Origin of the sequence: Actinoplanes sp. CA-131856 (genome assembly GCF_050956135.1) — a bacterium.
Lineage (GTDB): Bacteria > Actinomycetota > Actinomycetes > Mycobacteriales > Micromonosporaceae > Actinoplanes.
Window position 1 is genome coordinate 6585773 of record NZ_CP191849.1, and the last position, 22341, is coordinate 6608113.

Annotated in this window: 20 protein-coding genes; 4 read left to right on the plus strand and 16 right to left on the minus strand. The window is 68.6% G+C overall.

The features are described from left to right. Position 1 precedes the first annotated feature (1 nt). From ACQP2X_RS30575 to ACQP2X_RS30585, 3 genes are all read right to left on the minus strand, one after another. Entirely contained in the window at positions 2–694 is a 693-nt protein-coding gene (locus tag ACQP2X_RS30575; RefSeq protein WP_498687745.1) for a phosphatase PAP2 family protein, read from the minus strand. Between the two features lie 40 nt (positions 695–734). Next, positions 735–1313 (minus strand): redoxin domain-containing protein, encoded by a 579-nt coding sequence (locus tag ACQP2X_RS30580; protein WP_498687747.1) that lies wholly within the window; start codon positions 1311–1313, stop codon positions 735–737. A gap of 106 nt (positions 1314–1419) precedes the next feature. Then, entirely contained in the window at positions 1420–2880 is a 1461-nt protein-coding gene (locus tag ACQP2X_RS30585; protein ID WP_498687749.1) for an MFS transporter, read from the minus strand. 86 nt (positions 2881–2966) lie between these two features. On the opposite strand from ACQP2X_RS30585, the gene ACQP2X_RS30590 reads away from it, so the two are divergent. Beyond that, on the plus strand, positions 2967–3422 hold the full coding sequence (locus tag ACQP2X_RS30590) for a CGNR zinc finger domain-containing protein (RefSeq protein WP_498687752.1): 456 nt from the start codon (positions 2967–2969) through the stop codon (positions 3420–3422). Beyond that, positions 3419–3835, plus strand: coding sequence for a GNAT family N-acetyltransferase (locus tag ACQP2X_RS30595; protein WP_498687754.1), 417 nt, complete (start codon positions 3419–3421; stop codon positions 3833–3835). The genes ACQP2X_RS30590 and ACQP2X_RS30595 overlap by 4 nt, the downstream gene beginning before the upstream one ends. On the opposite strand, the gene ACQP2X_RS30600 is transcribed toward ACQP2X_RS30595, so the two are convergent. The 5 genes from ACQP2X_RS30600 to ACQP2X_RS30620 all read right to left on the minus strand — a co-directional run bounded on the left by ACQP2X_RS30600 (position 3832) and on the right by ACQP2X_RS30620 (position 8552). After that, positions 3832–4701, minus strand: coding sequence for a hypothetical protein (locus ACQP2X_RS30600; protein ID WP_498687756.1), 870 nt, complete (start codon positions 4699–4701; stop codon positions 3832–3834). The genes ACQP2X_RS30595 and ACQP2X_RS30600 overlap by 4 nt on opposite strands. Before the next feature lie 98 nt (positions 4702–4799). Next, complete coding sequence (locus ACQP2X_RS30605) at positions 4800–6020, minus strand: hypothetical protein (protein ID WP_498687759.1); 1221 nt, start codon at positions 6018–6020, stop codon at positions 4800–4802. 72 nt (positions 6021–6092) lie between these two features. Beyond that, the gene (locus ACQP2X_RS30610) at positions 6093–7394 is read right to left on the minus strand and encodes a hypothetical protein (RefSeq protein WP_498687762.1); all 1302 of its coding nucleotides are present in this window, start codon (positions 7392–7394) and stop codon (positions 6093–6095) included. Between the two features lie 111 nt (positions 7395–7505). Then, positions 7506–7961 carry a hypothetical protein gene (locus tag ACQP2X_RS30615; RefSeq protein WP_498687765.1) on the minus strand — a complete coding sequence of 152 codons (456 nt, stop codon included), beginning with the start codon at positions 7959–7961 and terminating at the stop codon, positions 7506–7508. Between the two features lie 24 nt (positions 7962–7985). After that, positions 7986–8552, minus strand: coding sequence for a GNAT family N-acetyltransferase (locus ACQP2X_RS30620; protein ID WP_498687766.1), 567 nt, complete (start codon positions 8550–8552; stop codon positions 7986–7988). A gap of 108 nt (positions 8553–8660) precedes the next feature. Between ACQP2X_RS30620 and ACQP2X_RS30625 the strand changes: the two genes are divergently transcribed. Further along, positions 8661–9023 carry a hypothetical protein gene (locus ACQP2X_RS30625; protein WP_498687768.1) on the plus strand — a complete coding sequence of 121 codons (363 nt, stop codon included), beginning with the start codon at positions 8661–8663 and terminating at the stop codon, positions 9021–9023. Here ACQP2X_RS30625 and ACQP2X_RS30630 read toward each other — a convergent pair. The 6 genes from ACQP2X_RS30630 to ACQP2X_RS30655 form a co-directional block, all read right to left on the minus strand. Beyond that, positions 8974–10302: a 6-phospho-beta-glucosidase gene (locus ACQP2X_RS30630; protein WP_498687770.1), complete on the minus strand. Its 1329-nt coding sequence runs from the start codon at positions 10300–10302 to the stop codon at positions 8974–8976. The two genes, ACQP2X_RS30625 and ACQP2X_RS30630, sit on opposite strands and share 50 nt — an antisense overlap. Then, positions 10286–11299, minus strand: coding sequence for a carbohydrate kinase family protein (locus ACQP2X_RS30635; protein WP_498687772.1), 1014 nt, complete (start codon positions 11297–11299; stop codon positions 10286–10288). Before ACQP2X_RS30635 ends, ACQP2X_RS30630 begins: the two co-directional genes overlap by 17 nt. Before the next feature lie 58 nt (positions 11300–11357). Next, entirely contained in the window at positions 11358–13577 is a 2220-nt protein-coding gene (yicI, locus tag ACQP2X_RS30640) for an alpha-xylosidase (protein WP_498687774.1), read from the minus strand. Between the two features lie 10 nt (positions 13578–13587). After that, positions 13588–14475, minus strand: coding sequence for a carbohydrate ABC transporter permease (locus ACQP2X_RS30645; RefSeq protein ID WP_498687776.1), 888 nt, complete (start codon positions 14473–14475; stop codon positions 13588–13590). 4 nt (positions 14476–14479) lie between these two features. Continuing rightward, complete coding sequence (locus tag ACQP2X_RS30650; protein ID WP_498687777.1) at positions 14480–15385, minus strand: carbohydrate ABC transporter permease; 906 nt, start codon at positions 15383–15385, stop codon at positions 14480–14482. Positions 15386–15446: 61 nt separating this feature from the next. Beyond that, positions 15447–16757, minus strand: a complete 1311-nt coding sequence (locus ACQP2X_RS30655; RefSeq protein WP_498652409.1) for an ABC transporter substrate-binding protein — start codon at positions 16755–16757, stop codon at positions 15447–15449. Between the two features lie 351 nt (positions 16758–17108). Here ACQP2X_RS30655 and ACQP2X_RS30660 point away from each other — a divergent pair, with 351 nt between their 5' ends. Further along, entirely contained in the window at positions 17109–18020 is a 912-nt protein-coding gene (locus tag ACQP2X_RS30660; RefSeq protein ID WP_498687779.1) for a PrsW family intramembrane metalloprotease, read from the plus strand. 93 nt (positions 18021–18113) lie between these two features. On the opposite strand, the gene ACQP2X_RS30665 is transcribed toward ACQP2X_RS30660, so the two are convergent. Together ACQP2X_RS30665 and ACQP2X_RS30670 are read right to left on the minus strand one after the other, a co-directional pair. Continuing rightward, positions 18114–19118 (minus strand): LacI family DNA-binding transcriptional regulator, encoded by a 1005-nt coding sequence (locus tag ACQP2X_RS30665; RefSeq protein WP_498687781.1) that lies wholly within the window; start codon positions 19116–19118, stop codon positions 18114–18116. 96 nt (positions 19119–19214) lie between these two features. Continuing rightward, positions 19215–22109, minus strand: coding sequence for a glycoside hydrolase family 3 protein (locus ACQP2X_RS30670; protein ID WP_498687784.1), 2895 nt, complete (start codon positions 22107–22109; stop codon positions 19215–19217). Positions 22110–22341 lie beyond the last annotated feature (232 nt).

Sequence of the window (22341 nt, forward strand, 5' to 3'; positions counted from 1 at the left end):
GTCACACCATGGCGTCGGCCAGGGCCTCGCGGCGCCGGCGGCGGACCAGGAACGCCGTGGTCGTGGCCGCGACCACGGCCAGCCCGAAGATCCAGCCGCCGACCACGTCGCTGACCCAGTGCACGCCCAGGCCGACCCGGAAGACGCCGGTCACCACCGGGATGCCGATGCCGGCGGCCAGCAGGGTGAACCGCGCGCGGGGCCGCTGCCGCGTCAGGGGCAGCAGCACCATCAGGACCACGGCCGCGCCGAGCGCGTTGTTCAGCGCGTGCCCCGACGGGAACGAATAGCCCGCGGCCTGGGCCACCGGGTCGAGGAACGACGGCCGGTGCCGCTCGAAGAGCAGTTTCAGCAGTACGCCGAGAAGCCCGCCGGCGGCCATCGTGATGCCGGCCCACCAGGCGAGCGGCCGGGCGCCCCGCCGCACCAGCCAGATCACCAGGGCGAGCACGCCGAGCCGCCACACCCACGGGTCGAACGCCAGGCACCACCCGGCCATGAAGTCGACCCAGGCCGGATGGCCGAGGGCGACGTCGTGCACCGCCGTCGAGACGTCCTGGTCAAGGCCGTGCAGCCAGTCCACGTCGCCGACGACCATGGCCGCGATCACCGCGAACGGCACCAGCAGCACCACGGCGCCGGCCGCCGCGACCGCCAGCCGCACTTCGAGCGCATGTTCCTGATCTCGGCGCATGCGCAAGGCTATACCCCGTCAGGACACCTTCCGTTCATGTTCAGGACAGGCTTTTGACGACGCCCAGGATCTCTGAGGGCTCGGGGTAGAAGGCGCCATCGGGGCGCACGTTGGCATAGCGGATCACGCCGGCGCGGTCGGCGATCACCACGGCCGGGAACGGCAGGACCGACCGCTTGGCGCCCAAAATCTTGTCGGCCCCGGGCTCGCGGAAGCCCAGGTTGAAGGCGTCGATCAGCGTGTTCCGGGGATCGGCGGCCACGAAATAGCTCAGGTCGTGGCGGCGCTTGATCTCGGCCAGCCGGCGCGGGATCTGCGGGCTCACGGCCACCAAATGGGCGTCGGTCTCGGACAGGGCCGGCATGAGGCGGTGTTCATAATCGGCCAAGGCCGCGTTCGACGCCTCGTCCGTGGCGTACCGGAAGAAGACCAGCACGATCGGGCCGGTGGCACGCAGGCGGTCGAGGTGGATGGGGCCCAGATCGGCCTCGAGCAGCGACGCCGACGGCAGGCGGACCCCGGGCTTGACCAGGCGGTCCCAGATGTCGTCGCGGTCGAGCTCCCTCTGGGTGAGACGTCGCGAAACCGGCTCTGTCGCCTTGTGGGCGGCCGTAGTCATCGCGTTTACCCCCGGTTCATTTACTATCAATCAGATAGGAAAACTAGTCTACCGGCACGGAGAGGGCAACGACAAACGAAAATGCCCATGTGACCGAAATCGCTTATCACGGAGCTATCAAGACTACATCGGACGGTTTCGCGTCATCCGCTTGTGGCGGCAAGGAAGTGGGCCGCAACACTTTCCAGGCGAGCACGGCGGCCACGGCCACCAACAGGGCGGAAACCAGTGACATCAATGCGAAGGAATTTATGTACGCGGCCTGAGCGGCACCCTGGTGCACGGTGCCGGCCGCGTCCGCGAGCGTCCCGCCGCCGGAGAAGCCGTGCCGATAGACGGCCACCCCGATCGAACCGAGAACGGCGATTCCCAGCGCCCCGCCCAGCTCCGATCCGGTCTCGGTGACCGCCGCCGCCATTCCGGCCCGCGACGGCGGGACCGACGACACCACCAGATCGGTGCTGAGGATGTAGACCGGGGCCAGCCCGATCGAGAAGACCACCGTTCCGGCCACGACGAAACCGAGCCCGGTGAACGCCATCGCGGCGAATCCCGCACTCATCACCGCCAATCCGGCCGCGATCACCCGGCCGGCCGGGAACCACCGGGCCAGCATCGGCCCCAGCAGCGACGACGCCAGGAAGGCGAGGACCGACGGCAGCGTCCACAGACCCGCCGTCATCGGGCTCAGACCGAGCACGAGTTGCAGATATTGGGCGATGGCGAGCTGGGTGCCGTAGAGCACGAAGTACGACAGCGCGTTGCCGGTCAGGGCCACACTCACCCGGGACGACCGGAAGATCGCGAGGTCGAGCAATGGCGCGGCCGTGCGCTTCTGACGGCGTACGAAAAGAAGCCCGGCAAACGCCGCCAGCAGCACCGAGACAACGGGCAGGAGATGCCACCCGGCGGCGGCCAGCTCCTTCAGGCCGTACACGAAAAGAAGCACCGCGAGCAGTGACAGAACCGCACCCGGAAAATCGAAGCGCCCGGCCGAGCGGTCGCGCGACTCCGGCAGCAGCACCGGCCCGAGAACGAGCAGCAGCACGCTCACCGGCACCGCGATCACGAAGACCGACCCCCACCAGAAATGGGTCAGCAGAAAACCGCCGGCAAGCGGCGACAGAACACCACCGAGCGAGAAGCTGGCGCTCCACACCCCGAGGGCTGTCCCGCGCTGCCGCGGGTCGTGGAACATCGCCCGGATCAGCGCCAGCGTCGACGGCATGAGCGAGGCGCCGGCCAGCCCCATGAGCACCCGGGCCGCGATCAGCAGCCCCGGCGTCGGCGCGAAGGCCGCCAGCAACGAGGCCACCCCGAACGCCCCGCCGCCGATCAGAAGCAGTCGCCGCCGCCCGATGCGGTCGCCGAGCACGCCCATCGCGATCAGCGCCCCCGCCACCACGAACACATAGCTGTCCATGATCCAGAGCAGCTCGACCCCGCTCGGCCGCAGATCGGCCGCCAGCTGCGGCGCCGCCAGGTTGAGCACCTCGGCGTCGAGCGAGACGAGCAGGCACGGCAGCGCCAGCACCGCCAGCCCGGCCCATTGACGTGCCGTCGCCATGACCATCCCCTAACGTGATAGACCCGTTCATCACGTTACGCCTTCGCGCAACGCAATCAACCCCCTTAACGCGTTAGACTGTTGGAGTGCGGATCGCGGAGATGACCCCCGCCGAGGTGGTCGCGCTGGTCAACGAGAGCGGCACCCTGCCGTGCCGGATGGACGGCCGCGCCCCGGCCACGCCGGCCCTGACCCCGCTGGCCGACGAACTGCACCCGATCTTCGCCACCACCGACCAGGCCGCGCGGGCGGTCCAGGTCACCGCGCTGCTCCAGCTTTCGGGGGTACGCCCGGAGCTCGACGCCACCCTCACCGAATGCTGGACGGTCGACGACCCCACCCAGGCCACCAGGGCCGCCGCCGCCCTGGCGTTACGCCACCATCTGTCAGCCCACCCGGGCCGCCTGGGCGTCTGCGCCGACGTGCAGTGCGCCGACGTCTACGTGGACGCCTCCCCCGCCGGCAAGCGCCGCTTCTGCTGCCTGACCTGCCAGAACCGAGCCCGGGCAGCCGCCTTCCGCCGCCGCCACGCCACCCCGTGATCGCGCGAAGGGCCACCGCGGCCGACATTCCGGCGCTGGCCGAGCTCCAGGACATCACCCCGGCCGGCCGCACGGCATTCGCCGACTGGACGACAGCCCACGCGGAAACCCACCTACCGTTCGTCGCCGACGTGGACGGCCAGGTGGTGGGCGCCGCCTGGCTACTGATAGCCGAACGGATCCCCCGCAACGACGCCGCAACCCGCTCCTTCGGCGACATCCAGTCGGTGATGGTCCGCGAGCCGTTCCGCCACCGGGGCGTCGGCACCGCCCTGATGACCGCGATCCTGGCCGAGGCCCGCACCCGTTCCCTGTCCCACGTGACCGTCCACTCCGGCCGCCGAGCGGTCGACTTCTACCTGCGCAACGGCTTCACCCACCACCGCCAGCTCCTCCTCTGGGAGCCGCGCTAGCCCGGCGGCCGGAAGTCCGGGGAAAGTTCGCGATACGCGTCGATCACCGCGGTGGTTCGCTCGGCCAGTTCGGCGCCCGGGTCGACGGCCGGGGCGGCCGGTTGTTCGCCCAGCGAGCGGGCGGCCTCGCGCATCGCCTCGATCAGCCGCATCTCCCGCACGAGGCCGCGGCCGGCCGACTCGGCGGTTTCCAGGGCCGCGATCCTCGACGTCACCTCGTCGTCGAGCCGCCGCAGCCGTCCACGGGCCTCGGCCAGCTGCCCGGCCAGGGTGCGCGAAAGCTCGCCGGTCAGCGGGCCGCCGCCCGCGCCCTCACGGTCGAGCGACTCCGCGAGCCGGCGGATCTCCTGGTGGCCGGCGAGCAGGTCGGCGATGTCCCACAGGGCCTGGTTGAGCGCCCACACGGCCTCGCGGCGGTCGACGAGCCCCGCCAGCTCCGGCCAGGTCGCGCTGAGCGCCCGGGCCACATCCAGCGCCTGCCCGAACCGCTGCCGCTCCGGCTCGTCGAACAGCGTGCGGAACGGCTGATCCGCCGGAGGGCGTGCCCTTTTCGCGGCCGGCCGGAGCCGGGACAGCAACGGGTTCAGATAAGCGCCGGCCAGGAAGACCGCCACGCCGGCGCCCACCACGATCTCCGCACCCACGCCGGCCAGCCACAACGCGCCCACGGTGAGCCCCGGCGGAACGACGACCGCGGCGAACCCGCGCGGCGTGAGCGCCGGAAGCGGCGACTGCCGCACCGAGACGGTCTCCTCGACGCCACCCCACCGCGCGGTGCTGCTCCTGGTGCCGCCAACCCGAAATCGCCGCCGCGAGACGATCGTCGTGGTGTCGTCACGAGCGACGTACAGATCATCGATCGGCACGCCGGCACCCCATCCCTTCCGCGGCAGAGCAACCAGTATCTCACGGCCGCCTTTCCCGCCGCCCCTGACGCCCATCAATGTCTTCCCTGGTCAAACGATCAGGGATCGACCCGGTCGTGGCACTGCGCCAGGCCGTCGCCGGAGGTGTGCGGTGACTGCCCCAGACCCACGAACGACGCCGCCGGGTAGATCCGGCCGAGGTGCTCGCGCGACAGCCGGCCGGGCGCGACGGTGTCCGCGTCGCTGGTGATCACGCAGACCTTACCCACCCGCGCCGAGGGCGGCGGGGACTGCCGGGGCGCGGCGCACGGCAGAAGGCTGGCCCGGAGCACCCGTTCCACAGCCGTGGCGATCTGTTCGCCGCCCAGTGGGCCGGTCAACGGGCAGATCTCCTCGAACTGCGCCAGCAGCGCGGGGGCGATCGCGTCGTCGCCGTAGCGGAACCACAGACTGTCGGAGAGCCGGCGGGCGGCCGCGGGATCGTGCCGCTGGAGAAGTGCGGCCCGTTGATCCCGCAGGGCGTCCCCGGTGAGATAGCCGAGCCCCACCCGGGCCGAGGCGAAGTCGAAGGCGGAGATCTTGTCGCTCGCGACCGGTCCCGCTCCCTGGGGCGCGGCCGCCTCGACCGCCTTCGCCCGGGCCATGACGAGCTCACCGGCGGACGCGCCGACCGGGAACGGCTTGGACAGGATTGCCCAGCGCGGCCGCGTGCCGGTGAGATAGCCGAGTCGCGCGGCGCCGAAGGAGTGGCCGACGAAACCGGCGATCGTCGTGCGGTGCTTGCCGGCGATGGCTCGCACGGCCTGGTCGTACTGGCGCGGCTCGAATCCCCATCGCCGCGCCGGGCCGTCGAGCCGGCATTGTTCGCGCAGCGAGGACGCGGTGGTCGCCAGGCCGCCGCGGGCGGACAGCTCCTCGTAGTACCCGGTGAGGGCCGTCGCGCACTGATCATCGACGGGCGCCGTGACCCAGGGCTCCTCGATGACGATCCAGTTGTACGAGGAACCGAGCCGGCCGGACTGCGCCTTGAGCGAGGCGAGCCGGTGGGCGCCGGAAAGCACCGACAAACCGGGGCCGCCCAGGTCCACCAGCACGCTGTCCGCGGTGTCCCGTTGGGCCGGGAGGAACGCGTACCGGATCGTCCGCCCGTCGACGGTGACCTCGTCGCACGGCTCGCGCGTCGGCGAGCCCTCGCATCCGGTGGCGGCGCCTTCCCCGGTGGCGCCCTGTGTGGTCATCGGTGCGACCGCCGGGGTGCGCCGGTCGTCCGCCGTACATCCCGCGGTCACCATCGCCAGCAGGAGCAGAACTGTCGTCACCGCACCGGATCGGCGTGTGCCGGCACCGCCGAACACACGCCGACCCTGCGGACTCATGTCCGGCATCGGTGCTTACCAGCCGCTGTCGATCTGCGACCACAGCTCCTTCGTGAACTGCCCGTGCACGGAGCAGGCGACTCCGATGTTCGGGCAGCTGTGCACCTCGGCCCAGCTGTAGTCGGCCCAGGAGGGCACGACCACGGCATCGGAGGCGTCGTAGTCACCGGCGATGTCGAGGCGGACCTGGCTACGGTTGACACCGTCCCAGTCGACTCCGATGGCCTTGTTGGTCGGGCTGTTCGCGAAGACCCGGATATTCGTGCACTGGTTGATCGGGATCGCGATCATTCCGGTCACACCGCCGTAGACGCCGCCGATCTGCACGGGCGATGTGGTGGAGCAATTCTGCGACGGGCCCTCGGGCACCCACTTGTTGAGACGGGTGACCTTCGATTCCTGACCCGACCACGGACGCGACCGGAGCGTGAAATCAACCACCTCGGTCCGGCTTCCGGGGAATCCGTTCTGGCCGACCGTGAACATTCCCCACCGGTTGTAGATCCAGTGCCGTGTACGGGACTGCGCCATCTTCTCGTAACACGACACCAATTGGTGCTGCTGCCCGCCGACATAACGGGGGTTGAACCACACGGTCAGGCAGTCATTGCTGTAGGTGTACATGTTCTGAACATCGGCGAAACCGCCGTATCCGGAACTGCTTTTCGTGGCCGGCGGCGCGTCGGCGCGCGTCAGCGTCGGCGACTGTTCCTCCGCCATGGCGACGCCCAGGCCGAACTGGATGCCGTCGTCGCCGTGGTCGGCCTGCGCCAGCAGAGCCTGCTGCGGAACCGCCTGCCCGGTCCAGACCAGGTCGATCGTCTCCCCGGCGGCGAACGGGTCGGGCAGCGTGGCGACCCGCACGTCGGCCGCGCTCACGAGCCGGCCCTGGCGGGCCGCGCTCTCCAGGTGGCTCTTGACGCGCGTCCGCGTGGTGGCGGACACCTTCTCCAACTGCGACCCCCGAATGGCCGAACGCAGAATCTCGGCGCGATCGATTCGCGCCACCTCGACAGCGGGCTCCGCTTCGGCCGCCATTGCCGCGCCGGTGCCGACGACACCGGTGGACAGAATGGTCAACAGGGCAGAGGAGACCGCGATGGTCAGGCGTCTTCTGTGGCCTCGCACATTCATTCCTTTCGATTGGACGATGCCATCGAAAGTAGGCCATCCATACAGGACGGTCAATGACGGGAAGTAGCCGGTCCGCCACCCTGCAAATTTGCTGAGAACGATGACCTGGCGATCAATACTTCGACGCCTGCAAAAGTTGTGACGTGCACCACACGCGGCCGAATACGCATCGATCGACTTCATTGTGTAGTGATGAATTTCTGGCGGCTGCGAAATCTGAGGCCCGCCGGCCATGAGCGCGGGCACACCCGGGAAGGACGACGACTCGCGGTGCGCGGCCCAGCGGCTCTCTGCTCAGCCCCGTGATCCTCGCCTGCCGAGGGAAACCGCGACCTGGTCGAAGACCGCCGCGGCAGCATCGGGCCGGGCCTCGGCCGTCGGCGACCCTGTCTGCCGGTCGTAACCCTTCAGCCCGGTGTGTCTTTCCACGACCCGGGCCAGATCGTAGAGCGCCTCCACTATGCGCGTGGCGTCCGAACCCGAGTACCAGTACGGCACAGCGATCGCGGCGCTTTTCGAATAAAGGCTCAGCTGAATACCGGTGGGCTCGTGGTCGAGTTCGTAGTAGTCGTCCCCGCGAAACTCGGTGACTTCACCCAGAATCTCGCGGGCGCCTTCCAGAACGGAGGCCCACATCTGACTGTCGGGCATTTTGCCCGGCCCGTCGGCCACCTGCTCTTCGTCGGCTTCGATCGCCTCTTCCCATGACTGCCCATCGGCCTTATGCAGAAAAATCAGATCGTAGCTCACATCTCGGACTTTACGCCGCACTCCTCAGCGGATGCGGGCGTGCAGGTGCATGTCGTGGCGGCCGTCCTCGTGGATCGCGCTGCTCCGGCGGGTGCCCTCGTGCACGTAGCCCGCCTTCTCCGCCACCCGGCATGACGGCATGTTGTGTGTCGAGTGGCTCAACTCCAAACGGTGGAAGCCCACCCCGAACGCCCACAACGTCAGTGCCGTCAACGCTCGCGGGGCCACCCCGGCGCCCCGGGCCTGGGGCAGCACCCAGTAGGCGCAGCCCGCGTTGCCGTCGGAGAAGTTCCAGCGGCGCATCGCCAGGCGGCCCAGCACCTCGCCGCCGGCGCTCGTCACCGCCCAGTGGCCGCCGGTCTCCTGACGCCAGTCCTGCTCGTACTGGGTGAACCATGCGCCGACGTCCGCCAAAGAGTCGGGCCGGTAGGTGTGCCAGCGCTGAATAGCCGGATCTTCGTAGGCGCCCAGGAAGACCGGCGCGTCCGCCGCCCGCCACGGGCGGAGGATCAGATCTCCCTCGGCGGTCAGGGTCGGCTGGTCCTGCGAACCGAGCGAGCCGGCGGCGATGGCCGGCGTGGTGGCGAGCATGTCCCTATTCTCGGTGCGTGCTTCTCCGCCCGCTGCCCCCGGAGGCGGCCGCTCACCTGCGGCTGGTTCACGACGTGGCCGTCCAGCTCACCGATTGGCTGGGGCCCGGTGCGTACGACCGCGACGCCGTCCTTTTCGGCGCCGCCACCCACGACATCGGAAAGTCCGGGAAACCTGCACGAGGCCGCCGGTCACCAGCTCCTGCTGGCCCGCGGTGCGCCCGAGGGCAGGGCGCGCTTCGCCGGCACCCACGGCGACTGGCACCGGCCCGGCATCGAGCTCGGCGACCTGATCGTCAGCCTGGCCGACAAGGTCTGGAAGGCCAAGCGCGTCCCCGACCTGGAACAGCTCATGGAGCTCGACGATGAGATCGACCGGATCGCCGCCCACGCCGACGCCCGGCTGGCCTACCAGAATCAGTTCAGCGTAGGTATGCGAGCTCCGGAAAATTCGCCTGATATCCGGTCATGAGGCGCCGGGCCACGGGCACCGAGTCGATCAGCGGGTGGGAGGCCAGCGCTCGCACGGCCACCGACCGCGAACCCGACGCGGCGGCCGACAGCACGGCCCGCTCGGTCGCCTTCAACCGCGTCACCAATTCGGCGCCATGGGCCGGAATCGAGGCTCCCGGCAGCGGCCGCGCCCCCGATCCGTCGACGGCGCACGGCACCTCCACCACCGCTTCCTCATCGAGCAGCGGCAATGTCCCCTTGTTGCGCACGTTCAGGATCAGCGACGTCGGCGAATCCTGAGCGATCGCCAGCATCAGCGCCAGCGCCACGTCCTCATAACCGCCGCCTTCGGCGTCGTCGCGCTCCCCCAGGCCCTCCATCGCCATGTACGTCGCGTCCCGCTGCCGCCGCGCCGCGTTCCACGCGTCCAGCGGCGACGACTGTGACGACAACATCGCATAGCATTCGCGCTGCTGCTTCAGCAGATATTCGCCCCGGGTCTCGGGCGCCGCCAGTTCCGCCTTCACCAGGGCCGCGTGGTCGTAGTAGTAATGCAGGTATTCGTTCGGGATCGCCCCCAGCTCTTGCAGCCGGGCCGCCCCGAAAAGGCGTCCTTCCTCGAAGGATTCGAGCGCCGAGGGCGACGCCAACAGCCGCGGGAGCACGTCACGCCCTTCATGCTGTACGCCCGTGAGCCATCCCAAATGGTTGAGCCCCGCATAGAGAACCCGCGACGACGATGGCGGCACCCCCAGCGCGCGGACCACCCGCCGCCCCAGGGCCGACGGCGAGTCGCAGATGCCGATCACCCGATCACCCAGGTGGGCCGCCATCGCCTCGGTGACCAGCCCGGCCGGGTTCGTGAAGTTGATGACCCACGCGCCCGGCGCCACCAGCCTGATCCGCCGGGCGATCGAGTCGGCCACCGGAACGGTCCGCAGCCCGTACGAGATGCCGCCGGCCCCGACCGTCTCCTGCCCGAGCATGCCCTCGCCGAGCGCCACCCGCTCGTCGATGACCCGGCCTTCGAGGCCGTGAACCCGAATGGCGCTGAACACGAAGTCGGCCCCGGTCAGCGCCTCAGTCAGATCCGTTGTCGTCTCGATCAAGGGCGCGGTCGGTGACGAAAGAGATTGCGCGTGCAGCACCCGCGCGATGGCTGCCAACCGCCCCGGGTCGACGTCGTGCAGCACCACGGATCCGATCGGCGACGACGGCGACAGCAATGCCCCGTATACGAGCGGGACCCGGAAGCCGCCCCCGCCCAGAATGACGAGCCGCTTAGTGGACATGCGCATCCGACAATCTCGCGATGGTGGCCCCCGCGCGCCGCACGGATCGTTGCTCCCCGCTGGGGATCACGTCCTCCAGGAACGCGTAATCCGCCAGGGACGACGACCGCCACCAGTCCGCGATGTCACCCCATCCCGGCGCCGACAGCGATCCCCCGAAATGCTGCACCGACAATGCCGCGATCAGGTTGGCGAAAGCGAGGGTCTGGCGCAGCGGCCATTCGTTCAGCGTCCCCACGATCAGCCCGGCCGTGAAGACGTCGCCCGCACCCGTCGGGTCGAGGGCCGGCACCGGCACCGCCGGCGCGTGCACCGTCTCGCCGGTGCGGGAGTCGTGCGCGATCGCCCCGTCGCCGCCGCAGGTCACCACGACCAGGGGCGCCAGGCCGGAGAGCCGGCGCAGCGCCTCGTCCGGCGTCGCCGCCCGCGTGTACTGCATGGCCTCGACCGCGTTGGGCACGAAGGCGTGGCAGTCCTCGAGGGTGTCGAGGGCCGAGGCCGGCCAGGCGTCGCTGGCGTCCCAGCCGACGTCCGCGAAGACCAGGGTGCCGGCGTCGGCCGCCCGCCGCACCCAGGGGAGCCGGTCCTTGGTCAGGCTGACCGATGCCGCGCGGGCCTGCGGCAGGCCGGCGACCAGGCCGTCCGCGTTCACCGGCAGCGGATGGCCGTGGGTGATCATGCTGCGGTCGCGGTCGTAGGCCAGCGACACCGTGACCGGCGAGTGGCCGTCGACGCGGCGGGACGCGGACAGGTCGATGTTCTCCTGCTCGCAGAGGATGCTCGCGCAGAAGTCGCCGTACGCGTCGTTGTTGAGCGTGGTGCCCAGGCCGGTGCGCAGGCCGAGCCGGGCGGCGGCCACCGCGAGGTTGGCGACGCCGCCCGGGCAGGAGCCCATGCCGGAGGCCCACACCTCGGTGCCGGGCTCGGGCAGTCCCTCGAGTCCGGTGAAGATGATGTCGAGGTAGACGACGCCTGGGACGAACAGGTCCAGTGCCGGGGTCATCTGGAGATCCTATGTCGCGCCGCTGGTAGCGGGGCCGGGATGCGGCCCCGCTCACGTTCTAGAGAACCCAGCTCGACTCGTCGGCCGCGACCTCGAAGCCGCGGCCGCCGACCTCGACCCGCCACGGCAGGGACGCGCCCTCCCGCGTGATGCGGATGCCCTCGTCATCCGCGGAAACGTCAAAGACGGAGGAGCCGACCCTGATTGACGTACGCCCGGAGAACTCGAACAAGCGCAAGGTCACGCCGTCCTCGAACACGTAGTCGGGCCGGTCCACCACAGCGCCGACCGCGATCACCGTGCCCGGCCGCACCAGCAGCGGCACACTGTCGAAGCCGTGCACCTCGTGCTTCCACCCGGGCCCCTCGACGATCTCCCCGGTCTGCCACCGCGTCCACCGGCCCTCGGGGACGTAGTAGCTGACCTCGCCGCCCTCGCTGAACACCGGCGCCACCAGCAGGTCACCGCCGAGCAGGTACTGCCGGTCGAGGTGGGTCACCGCCGGATCGCCCGGGAACGCGACGGCCATCGGCCGCATCACCGGGAGGCCTTCCTCGTTCGCCTGGCGGGCGGCTTCCCAGAGGTACGGCATCAGGCTGTACTTCAGGTGGGTGAAGGACCGCAGCACGTCCACGGACTCGTCGTCGAACAGCCACGGCACCCGGTAGGAGTGGTTGCCGTGCAGCCGGCTGTGCGACGACAGCAGCCCGAACGCGATCCACCGCTTGAACACGGCCGGGTCGGGCTTGCCCTCGAACCCGCCGATGTCGTGGCTCCAGAACCCGAAGCCCGAGCTCATCAGCGACAGCCCGCCGCGAAGGCTCTCGGCCATCGACTCGTAGGTGGCCGAGTTGTCGCCGCCCCAGTGCACCGGGAACTGCTGGCCGCCGACCGTGGCCGAGCGGGCGAACAGCACCGCCTCGCCCTCGCCCCGGTGCTCCTTGAGCACGTCGAAGACGACCTGGTTGTAGAGCTGGGTGTAGTAGTTGTGCATCCGCTCCGGGTCGGAGCCGTCGTGCCACACGACGTCGGTCGGGATGCGCTCGCCGAAGTCCGACTTGAAGGCGTCGACGCCCATTTCCACGAGTGTGGACAGCTTGGCGGCGTACCACCGACGGGCCTCGGGGTTGGTGAAATCGACCAGGGCCATGCCGGCCTGCCAGCGGTCCCACTGCCAGACGTCCCCGTTCGACCGGCGAACGAGATATCCGTTGGCCAGGCCCTCGGCGAACATCGCGGAGCGCTGGGCGATGTACGGGTTGATCCAGAGGCACGTACGAAGCCCGCGGTCGTGCAGTCTCTTCAGCATGCCCGGCGGGTCCGGGAAGATCGCCGGGTCCCACTCGAAGTCGCACCAGTGGAACTCGCGCATCCAGAACGTGTCGAAGTGGAAGACGCTGAGCGGCAGGTCGCGAGAAGCCATCCCGTCGACGAAGGAGGTCACGGTCTCCTCGTCGTACGGGGTGGTGAACGACGTCGTGAGCCAAAGACCGAACGACCACGCCGGCGGCAGGGCGGCCCGGCCGGTCAGGGCCGTGTACTTGCGCAGCACGTCGGCCGGGGTGGGACCGTAGATCACCAGGTAGGACAGGGTCTGCCCGGCCACGCTGAACTGGGTGCGGGACACCATCTCGCTCGCGACCTCGAACGACACCTTGCCCGGGTGGTCGACCAGGACCCCGTACCCCCGGTTGGTGAAGTAGAACGGGACGTTCTTGTAGGCCAGTTCGCTGCTGGTGCCGCCGTCCTCGTTCCAGATGTCGATGCTCTGGCCGTTCTTGACGAACGGGCCGAAGCGCTCGCCGAGCCCGTAGACCGCCTCGCCGACGCCGAGGTCGAGCTGCTCGTGCACGTAGCTCTCGCCGTCGGCGGTGTCGACCACGCCCATGCCGCGCCAGCCGGTGCCGGTGATCCGCTTGCCGTCGGCCAGGAAGTCGAGGCCCCAGCCATCGTCCTTGAACTGGGCGGTCAGGTCACCCGAGGTAATCGAATTCGCGTCGACAGCCACGGCGTGATCCTCGCCATTTATAGCGAAATTTGGGCCTTTGGGGGCGCCGCCGAGGAAGTGCCCGAGGGTCACCCGGATGACGTCCGGCGCGGGCGCCTCCAGCTTGATGGTGATCAGCGGGGTGTCGAGGGTGTCCGCGCGAGCGCGTACCGGCTTGGTCGTGGCGTACGCGGTCAGGCTGTTCTCGCCGGCCTCGGTGTCCCTGAGCTGGGACGGATGCAGGACCGTCAACCCCTGGCGCTTGAGCCAGTACCCGTCGGTGAACTTCATAGGTGTCCCTTTACTTGATCGCGCCGGCGGTGATACCGCGAGTGAGCGTGCGCTGGAAGATCAGGAAGAAGAGCATGGCCGGCAGGATGCCGATCAGCGCCGAGGCGCTGGTCGTGGTCGCGTCCATCAGGCGGTCGCCCTGGAGAACGCCCAGGGCCACCGGCACGGTCTGCTTGTCGTTCGAGATCAGGAAGACCAGCGGCAGGAAGAACTCGTTCCACGTCCAGATGAAGAAGAAGGTGAACAGCACGCCGAGCGTGGGCATGCTGACCGGCACGACGATGCGCCACAGGGTCCGCCACCGGCCGGCGCCGTCGACCGCGGCGGCGTCCAGCAACTCCAGCGGGAACTCGGTGTAGACCGAGGTCAGCAGGTACGTCCCGAACGCGGCCTGGATGACCGTGAAGATGATGACGATCGAGATGAGGTTGTCGTAGATCCCGACTTCCTTGGACAGGAAGTACAGCGGATAGACCAGCACCTCCTGCGGCAGCAGGTTCGCCACCAGGAAGAAGACCAGGAACCAGATGCGGCCCTTGACCCGGCCGATGCCCAGCGCGTACGCGTTGAGGATCGACAGGAGCACGCCGAGCACGGCCACCGTGAAGCTCGTGATGAAGCTGTTCCAGAGCTTGGTGCCGAAATCGACGCGGTTCCAGAAGTTGACGATGCCGTCCCAGTACAGGTGGGTCGGCAGCGACAGCGGGCCGCTGCCGGCGTAGTCGGCCGGGCTCTTGACCGCGTTGACGGCCACGACGAGCAGCGGCGCCACGACGAGCAGCAGCAGGATGAGCAGGCCGGTGAGGATGCCGAAGCGCACGGGGTTGCGGCGCTTGGCCGCCTTCGGCGGATCTTCCGGGTGGTCGGTCATGACCGGTGTCGTCGCGGTGACGGTCATCGTCTCAGCCTCCGTTCCGCTCGGCGCGGTTCTGCAGGCGCAGGAAGACGATCGCCAGCACGATGATGAGCACGGTCAGCACTGTCGAGATCGCCGAGCCGTACCCGACCTGGGCCTTTTCGAAGAAGTTCTTGTAGGCGAAGTACGACGGCACGAGCGTCGCGTTGCTCGGCCCGCCCCGGGTCAGCACGAAGACCTGTCCGAAGATCTTCAGCGCGGCGATCGTGGTGGTGATCAGCACGACGTAGAACTCGGGCCGGATCATGTAGACGGTGATCCGGCGGAAACGCTGCCACCAGGTGGCGCCGTCGAGGTCGGCCGCTTCGTAGAGCTCGGGGTTGATCCGCTGCAGGCCCGACATGAACATGACGATCGGGTAGCCGAGCTGGAACCAGATCATCACGCCCATCACGCTGTAGAGCGCGTACTTCGGGTCGCCCAGCCAGTTCTTGGCCAGCCCGTCGAGCCCGATCGATTCCAGGATCTTGTTCAGGGCGCCGTACGAGGGATGCAGGATCCAGCCCCACACGATGCCGGTGACCGCCACCGGCAGCACCTGCGGCAGGTAGAAACCGGACCGGAAGAAGCTGGCCCACCGGTTGCTGAAGTGCTTGGCGATGTAGTCGAACAGCACCGCCGCCAGCACCAGGCCGAGGAAGGTCGGTATCACCGCCATCGCGACGATCAGCAGGATGATGTGGCCGAACGAGGCCCAGAAGTTCGCGTCCTGGAACAGCCGGGTGTAGTTGTCGAATCCGATCCAGGTCGGGCTGCCCACACCGGTCCACCGGGTGAAGCTGGTGTAGACGGTCATCACGAGCGGCACCACGATGATCGCCAGCGACAGGACGACGCCCGGGATCAGGTAGACCGCGTAGCCGCCCCGGCTGACCTTGCTGCTGCCGGCCATGGACGCTCCCTTCTCTCTTGCTCGTTCGAGGGGGCGGCTCGCGCCACCCCCTCGACGGCGACTACTTGCCGAGGTCGGCCAGGTTCTCGTTGTACGGCTTGGCGATCTCGTCGAGCATCTGCTGCGGGGTCTTGGAGCCGTTGATCAGGCCCTGGACGCCGCCGACGAGCACGTCGTAGTAGCCGGGGGCCGGCCAGTCCGGGTAGAAGGCGAGGCCGTCCTCGGAAGAGATCTTGTTAAAGTTCTCGATCAGTTCCTTGTTCTTCGGATCGGTGATCGCCGACGGGTCGGCCGCCACGGGCACGCCGCCGTTGTTGCCGAGCAGCGCCTGGATCTCCGGCTTCATGGTGATGTCGATGAAGTCGTACGCCAGCGCCTTGGCCTTGCTCTTCTCCGGCACGACCCAGAGGTTGCCGCTGGAGCCCGGGTGGAGCTTGTTGCCGGGGAACAGGAAGGTGCCCCAGTCGAAGTTCTTGATCTCGTTGACGAACCGGCCGTACCACCAGCTGCCGGAGATCATGATCGGGTACTTGCCCTGGGTGAAGGCGACGCCCATGTCCTCGGCCTTGATGCCGGCCGAGTCCTTGGAGATGTAGCCCTTCTTGACCCAGTCGGCGAACGTCTCGGCGCCGTACTTGAGCTGCGGCCCGTTGAAGTCGACCTTGTTCTTGTAGAGCTGGTAGTCGTCGACGAACGCCCGGTCGGCCTTGGACAGCGCGAGCTCGTAGAAGATCTGCTGGGCCGGATATTCGGCGCCGCCGACCGACAGCGGGGTGACGCCCTTGGCCTTGAACGCGTCCATCACCTTGGTGAACTCGTCCAGCGTGGTCGGCACCTGCAGGTTGTACTTCTTGAACTCGTCCTTGTTGTAGTAGACCTCGACGTACTCACCGTAGTTCGGGATGCCGTACGTCTTGCCCGAGCCCATGATGCCCTGCTCGTCGTACTTGGCGGTGGTCTGCAGGCTGCCGGTGAGCGCCTTGTCCCAGCCGCGCTTGGACGCCTGCTCGGACAGGTCGGTCAGCAGGCCCTGCTTGGAGAGCAGACCGGCGGTGGCGTTGCCCTTGTTGTACTCCATGATGTCCGGGGCGGAGTCCGAGTTCAGGATCATCTGGGCGTTCTGCTGGATCTGCTCGAAGCCCTTCTCCTCGAACTTCACCGTGACGCCGGGGTGCGAGGACTTGAACTCCTCGATCGCCTTGTTCCAGGCGATGCCCATGGCGCTGGTCGGGCCCTCGTAGTGCCACAGGGTCAGGGTCTTGGCATCGGCCCCTTCGTCCTCCGATCCACCACCACCGCCACAGGCGGTGAGGGCGAGCGAAGTGGCCAGCAACAGTGCACCGGCCGAGAGGCCGGCTCGCGATCGAATCATGGATCGTCCTCCGGGAGGGGTCCGTCGAAGCGCTTCGACGATCAGGCGTCGAAGCGCTTCGACGACGGGACTTTCCGGTGACGCTAGGCCCGGCCGCGCTCAGATGTCAACGGTGTGACGAAGAGATTTCCTGGACCGTGATCGAGAGACGCCCGTCACGAGTGGAATCGCTCCCACCGCAACCTTTGCCAGCAAATGGCCGGAGCAGGCGCCCCCACGCCCGCTCCGGCCACATCGATGCAGATCACATCCCCCTCGACCGGCACCGGCCGCTTTGGACCCCCGTGCCCGTTCGAACTTCACCTTCTCCGGAGGAAGTCTTCCCGGCGGGAAGGGACGAATCTGACGGGCATGACCTACTCGACATCCGCCGCCACGGCGTCGCCGGTGGTGTCCGCCCATCGGCGGCCGGCCTGGGCGGTCATCCTGATCACGGGCCTGCTGCTGTGGCTGGCGACTGTCGCCGTCACCTTCGCCACGGCCAACGCCAACCTCGTGCCCACGCTGGTGCTGCTCGGCAGCTTCCTGGTCCCGGTCACCTTCGTGGCCTGGGCGTACGGCAAGCGGGACGAGGTCATCACGGTCGAGGCGCTGTTCCGCCTGTTCGTCGTGGGCGGCATCCTAGGAGTGCTCGGCGCCTCGATCCTCGAGACGTACCTCCTGCATCCTTCGGTGTGGATGTTCGTGGGTGTCGGACTGATCGAGGAAGGCGTCAAGCTGGCCGCGCTGTGGCTGCTCACCCGCCACCTGGCCGGCAAGTCGGTGCGCAGCGGCGTCCTGCTCGGCGCCACTGTCGGCTTCGGTTTCGCGGCGTTCGAGTCGGCCGGCTACGCACTGAACGCGCTGATCACCGTCGACGGCCTCTCGCTACGGGCGCTGGTCGAGACCGAGATCCTGCGCGGCCTGCTGGCCCCGTTCGGCCACGGCCTGTGGACCGCCATCCTCGGTGGCCTCCTGTTCGCCACCGCCACCAAGACCAGGCATTTCCGCCTCACCGGCGGCCTGATCCTGGGCTACCTCGGTGTGGCGCTGCTGCACGCGCTGTGGGACTCGATGCACGGCATCGCCGTCTACCTGACCTGGGTGATCACCAGCAGCGCGCGCCAGCAGGCGCTGTTCGAGCGGGGCTGGATCCCGCAGCCGACCGATCAGCAGGTCCACCTGTTCACGCTCTTCTCGATCGGCGGCACGATCGTCATCACGCTGATAGCCCTCTACTGGCTGCGCCGGGTGTGGCGCTCCGGCCGGCACGTCAGCAGCTGAGCCCGGGGTGCGTGTCTCCCGCGCCGGCCTGTCGGCCGGCATGGGCGTCAACGGCAGCTGGCAAGGCGGGCGGCAGCACGACGGTCGACGGCGCTATCGAGGCGGCGAACAGCTCTCCCGCTCCACCAAAGTAGGCGGCAGCAGGCGGACCGGCTCGATGCCGCGGCCGTCGAGCAGCCGCATGGCCGTCTCGACCGCGAGGCCGCCCACGTCGTGGGCCGGGATGTCGACCGAGGTGAGCGGCAACGGCATGTTGATCGCGACGTCGCGCGGGCAGATCGCCACGATCGAGATGTCCTCGGGCACCCGCTTGCCGCGGGACCTCAGCAGGTCGAGCAGGGGCCGCAGGGACTCCTCGTTGTGCACCACGAGGGCCGTGGCCCCGGGCAGCTGCGCATCGATGTCGTCCAGGCATGCCCGTACGCCCTCGACGTCGGGCTCGCACGGGTGAGCGAGAGTCCGCAGGCCGAGGGACTCCGAGGCCTCGGTGAAGCCGGTCAGGAACCGCTCGGCGTAGGTGGTGCCGCGACGGTAGACGGCCGGCGAGGGGCCGACCAGGGCGATCCTGCGGTGACCGTGCCAGGCCAGGTGGCGCAGGGCCTCGCCGGCGGCGGCCGCGAAGTCGAGGTCGACGCAGGCGATGCCGAGCGGGTCGTTCGGAAGCCCTATCAACACCGACGGCTGCTTGAGCCGGCGCAGCGCCGGCAGGCGTACGTCCTCCCGCTCGACGTCCATCAGGATGAGCGCGTCGACCATGGTGCTGTTGGCGACCCGCTCGAGGCCGGCCGTGCCCTCGTCCTTGGTCAGCAGCAGTACGTCGTGGTTGTGGGTGCGCGACGCGGTCACCACCGCCGTCGCGAACTGCATGATGACCGGCACGTTGACGTCGAGCCGCAGCGGCGCGACCAGCGCCAGCACGTTCGTCTTGCTGCTGGCCAGGGCCCGGGCCCCGGCGTGCGGGTGGAAACCGAGCTCGGCGATGGCCGCCTGCACCCGTTCGCGCGTCTGCGCGGAAATGGGGCGCCGGCCGCTCAGCACGTACGACACCGTGCTCGGCGAGACACCGGCGGCACGCGCCACATCATTGATCGTCGGCATCTACCCTCCCCCTGATCGCCCGATCCTACTGTTGGTTATGTGCCTTGGTTATGGCCCCGCCCGCCGGCTGACCAAGCCGACGGGCGGGTTCCCCTCTCACCGAATAAAGAACTGGGACAAACGGACCCCTTCACTGAGTACGAGATAAACGTCGTGACGGCCGCTGGTCCGGGCCACCGGAACGGTCGTCGCCGAATAGCTGTAGACGTCGCCGGTCGCGGAAACGGTCGCGGTGCCGATCAGCCGCCCGGTGGGCGATCCGAGGCGCGCCTCGACCGTGCCGGAGCCCGACGTGCGTACGGTCAAGGACTGGACGTTCTTCAGATTCGCGTCCTTGTAGGCCGCCCATTGGCCGGACGCGGTCGCGCCGATCACGGTGCCGGCCCGCTTGCTCTCGTCGAGCAGCTTCACCCCTGCATACGCGTCGAATGTCTCGGCCCTGGTGACCCGCGAGAGATCGCGGGCCGGAATGGTCTCACCCTTGACCTTCAGCGTCGCCCGCTGCCGGATGTCACCGGAGGAGGCGCCGATGAGAATGTCGTAGTCGGACGACTCGACGATCCAGCGGCCGCGGGTCTGATCCCATCGAGCGAGGTCATTCTTGTTCAGCGGAAGAGTCACGGTCCGCGTTTCCCCGGCCTTCAGATGTACGCGGTCGAACGCGCGCAACTGCTTGATGGCTGTGGTGTCCCGCGAGGTGCGCTGATGCGTATAGAGCTGCACGACCTCATCGCCGTCACGCTTACCGACATTGGTTACCTTGATGCGGATTCCATCTTTGTTGATCTCCGGCTTTCCATACTTGAAGGACGTGTAGGAAAGGCCGTATCCGAACGGGTATAGCGGCTTCTGCTTGCTGTAGAGATACGTCTGCCCGGTCGAGATGATGTCGTACTGGTCGAGGTCGGCCGGCAGCTGGTCCTGCGAAGCCGGCCACGTCTGGGTGAGACGGCCGGCCGGGTTGCGGGCGCCGTAGAGCACGTCGGCGATCGCGTGGCCGGTCTCGGCGCCGGCATGCGTGGTCCACACGATCGCCGGCACGTTCTGCTGCAACCAGTTGATCGTCTCTGGATAGCTGGTCTGCAACACCACGACCGTACGCGGATTGGCCTTGAGGACGGCCTTGACCAGAGCCTCCTGGCCGGCGCCGAGGGCGAGCGACGTGCGGTCGTGCGCCTCGCGGCCGTTGATGAACGGGTTGGTGCCGACGACCAGCACGGCCGTGTCGGCGCTCTTCGCCGCGGCGACCGCCTCGTCGACGCCGCTGCGCAGCACCTCACGTGTGAAGTGGGCCGCGCCGGCCGCGTCGGGCGAGCCCAGCGTCAGCTTCCCGGCGGCGTCCACGGTGATGTACTTGTTCGGCCCGAACCAGCTCTCGAGCGTCTCGTAGCCGGCGTAGCGCAGCGCGAAGGTGCCGTCGGCCTGCTCCTCGAGCTTGAACTGCTGCTGCACGAACCAGCCGTTGGGCTGGTCGTCGCGGGTGGTGAAGACCCCGTTGGTGTTGCCGAGGTACTTGCCGTTGCCGACGTTGCGCAGGGTGAGGATGTCCTGCCCCCAATCGACCACGTCGAACTGCGCCTCGGCGGTGGCGCTCGCCGCCGTGACCGTGGCCGCGTCCGGGCCGCCGGCCAGATAGCGGTCGCCCAGCTTGAGGGCGATCCGGTCGGAGCCGGTGCTGTTCACGGTCGCCGTCGCCTGCTCCGCGATGCCGTCGGCCGCCGTCACCTCGTACGGCAATTTGCCGCCGTACCAATCGGTGTAGAGCGTGTCGGCGAGCGGCCCGATGACCGCTGTCTTGTCCTTCTTCAGCGGCAGAAGGCCGTTGTTCTTCAGCAGCACCATGGCGTCGCCGGCGGTCTCCCGCGCGAGCTTGCGATGGGCCGGGCTGTCGATGACCTCGGCCCCGATCTTGCTGTACGGCCCGCCGTCCGGATCGAACTCGCCGAGCCGGAAGCGGATGCTCAGCGCGTGCCCGACCGCCCGGTCGACGTCCTTCTCGGTCAGCAGCCCCTGCGCGAGCGCCTGCTTGACCGCGGTCACGGTCGGCACGGCGTTGGTGTCGTCGACGGTGAAGCTGTCCAGCCCCGCCTTGATCACCGCGGCGTCGGCCTCGGCCTGGGTCGCGTAGTACTTCTGCGACTGGACCAGCCCGTTCGGCGCCCAGGCGTCGCTGACGTTGAACAGCGGGTAGTCGGCCCACTGGCGCAGCAGCGTCGCCTGGTCGGGGTCGACGGTCGCCGGGCGCCCGTTGATCAGGTTGTAGGACGCCATGACGCCGGTCGCGGCGTTCGCGGTCAGGGCCGGCTTGAACGCCTGCCGGTCGTACTCGTTCAAAACCCGCTGCGGCACGTTGGAGGAGGTCGTGTCGCGCAGCGTCTCTTTGTTGTACGCCAGGTAGTGCTTCAGCGTCGGCGCGGTCTTGAGACGGGCCGGGTCAGGACCTTGGAGACCTTTGCCGTACGCCGTGGAGATCGCGCCCGTGAGCAGCGGATCCTCCGAGTAGCCCTCCTCGTTGCGCCCCCACCGGGGATCGCGCAGCAGGTTGACCACCGGCGCCCAGAGGTTGAGCCCGAAGACGCGCGGGTTCTCGGCGTGGAACCCACGGGCCTCGTCGCCGACGGCCGAGCCCACCCGCTTGATCAGGTCGGGGTCCCAGGTGCTGGCCAGGCCGACGGCCTGCGGAAAGGAGGTGCCGTCGGCGGTGACGACGGCGCCGTTGTTGTCGATGTCGGTCGACCAGGCGACGCCGTGCAGGGCTTCGGTGCCGGTCTTGAAGAAGTCGATGCCGAGCCGTGGAACGGCCGGCTGATATTGGTGAAGGAGGGAGACCTTTTCATCGAGCGTCAGCCGCCCGACGAGGTCGTCGACCCGCGCCGGCAACGGCAGCCGCGGATCCCGGAACGGATAGGACGGTCCCGCGTGCGCGACCCCAGGAACCGTCGGCGCGGCCAGCACAGCCACGGCCAGGACGGTCAGGAAACGCCTTCGCATGGGCAATTCTCCTCATCGAAGGATGGCATTCCAGGAACGACGAGATAACCCGCTCAGCCCAGCGGGTTCCCATCGTCGAAGCGCTTCGATTGTCGGCGGTATCGCTCACCCTAGATGCCACACAAACCCGTGTCCACACCCCACCCGAAATCTCCCGGTAACATCGATCCCCGCCAACCTCCAGCGCCCCCAACCGGCCCCGCTCCCTCTCCGCCGAGCCGCCTCCTCGCGC

What these genes read in the sequence shown, in the direction of transcription:
- yicI (WP_498687774.1), bottom strand. Translation starts at nt 13,577, where the DNA reads ATGAAGTTCACCGACGGGTACTGGCTCAAGCGCCAGGGGTTGACGGTC.
- ACQP2X_RS30670 (WP_498687784.1), bottom strand. Translation starts at nt 22,109, where the DNA reads ATGCGAAGGCGTTTCCTGACCGTCCTGGCCGTGGCTGTGCTGGCCGCG.
- ACQP2X_RS30585 (WP_498687749.1), bottom strand. Translation starts at nt 2,880, where the DNA reads ATGGCGACGGCACGTCAATGGGCCGGGCTGGCGGTGCTGGCGCTGCCG.
- ACQP2X_RS30610 (WP_498687762.1), bottom strand. Translation starts at nt 7,394, where the DNA reads ATGAAGTCGATCGATGCGTATTCGGCCGCGTGTGGTGCACGTCACAAC.
- ACQP2X_RS30645 (WP_498687776.1), bottom strand. Translation starts at nt 14,475, where the DNA reads ATGACCGTCACCGCGACGACACCGGTCATGACCGACCACCCGGAAGAT.
- ACQP2X_RS30580 (WP_498687747.1), bottom strand. Translation starts at nt 1,313, where the DNA reads ATGACTACGGCCGCCCACAAGGCGACAGAGCCGGTTTCGCGACGTCTC.
- ACQP2X_RS30650 (WP_498687777.1), bottom strand. Translation starts at nt 15,385, where the DNA reads ATGGCCGGCAGCAGCAAGGTCAGCCGGGGCGGCTACGCGGTCTACCTG.
- ACQP2X_RS30655 (WP_498652409.1), bottom strand. Translation starts at nt 16,757, where the DNA reads ATGATTCGATCGCGAGCCGGCCTCTCGGCCGGTGCACTGTTGCTGGCC.
- ACQP2X_RS30630 (WP_498687770.1), bottom strand. Translation starts at nt 10,302, where the DNA reads ATGCGCATGTCCACTAAGCGGCTCGTCATTCTGGGCGGGGGCGGCTTC.
- ACQP2X_RS30575 (WP_498687745.1), bottom strand. Translation starts at nt 694, where the DNA reads ATGCGCCGAGATCAGGAACATGCGCTCGAAGTGCGGCTGGCGGTCGCG.
- ACQP2X_RS30620 (WP_498687766.1), bottom strand. Translation starts at nt 8,552, where the DNA reads ATGCTCGCCACCACGCCGGCCATCGCCGCCGGCTCGCTCGGTTCGCAG.
- ACQP2X_RS30635 (WP_498687772.1), bottom strand. Translation starts at nt 11,299, where the DNA reads ATGACCCCGGCACTGGACCTGTTCGTCCCAGGCGTCGTCTACCTCGAC.
- ACQP2X_RS30660 (WP_498687779.1), top strand. Translation starts at nt 17,109, where the DNA reads ATGACCTACTCGACATCCGCCGCCACGGCGTCGCCGGTGGTGTCCGCC.
- ACQP2X_RS30665 (WP_498687781.1), bottom strand. Translation starts at nt 19,118, where the DNA reads ATGCCGACGATCAATGATGTGGCGCGTGCCGCCGGTGTCTCGCCGAGC.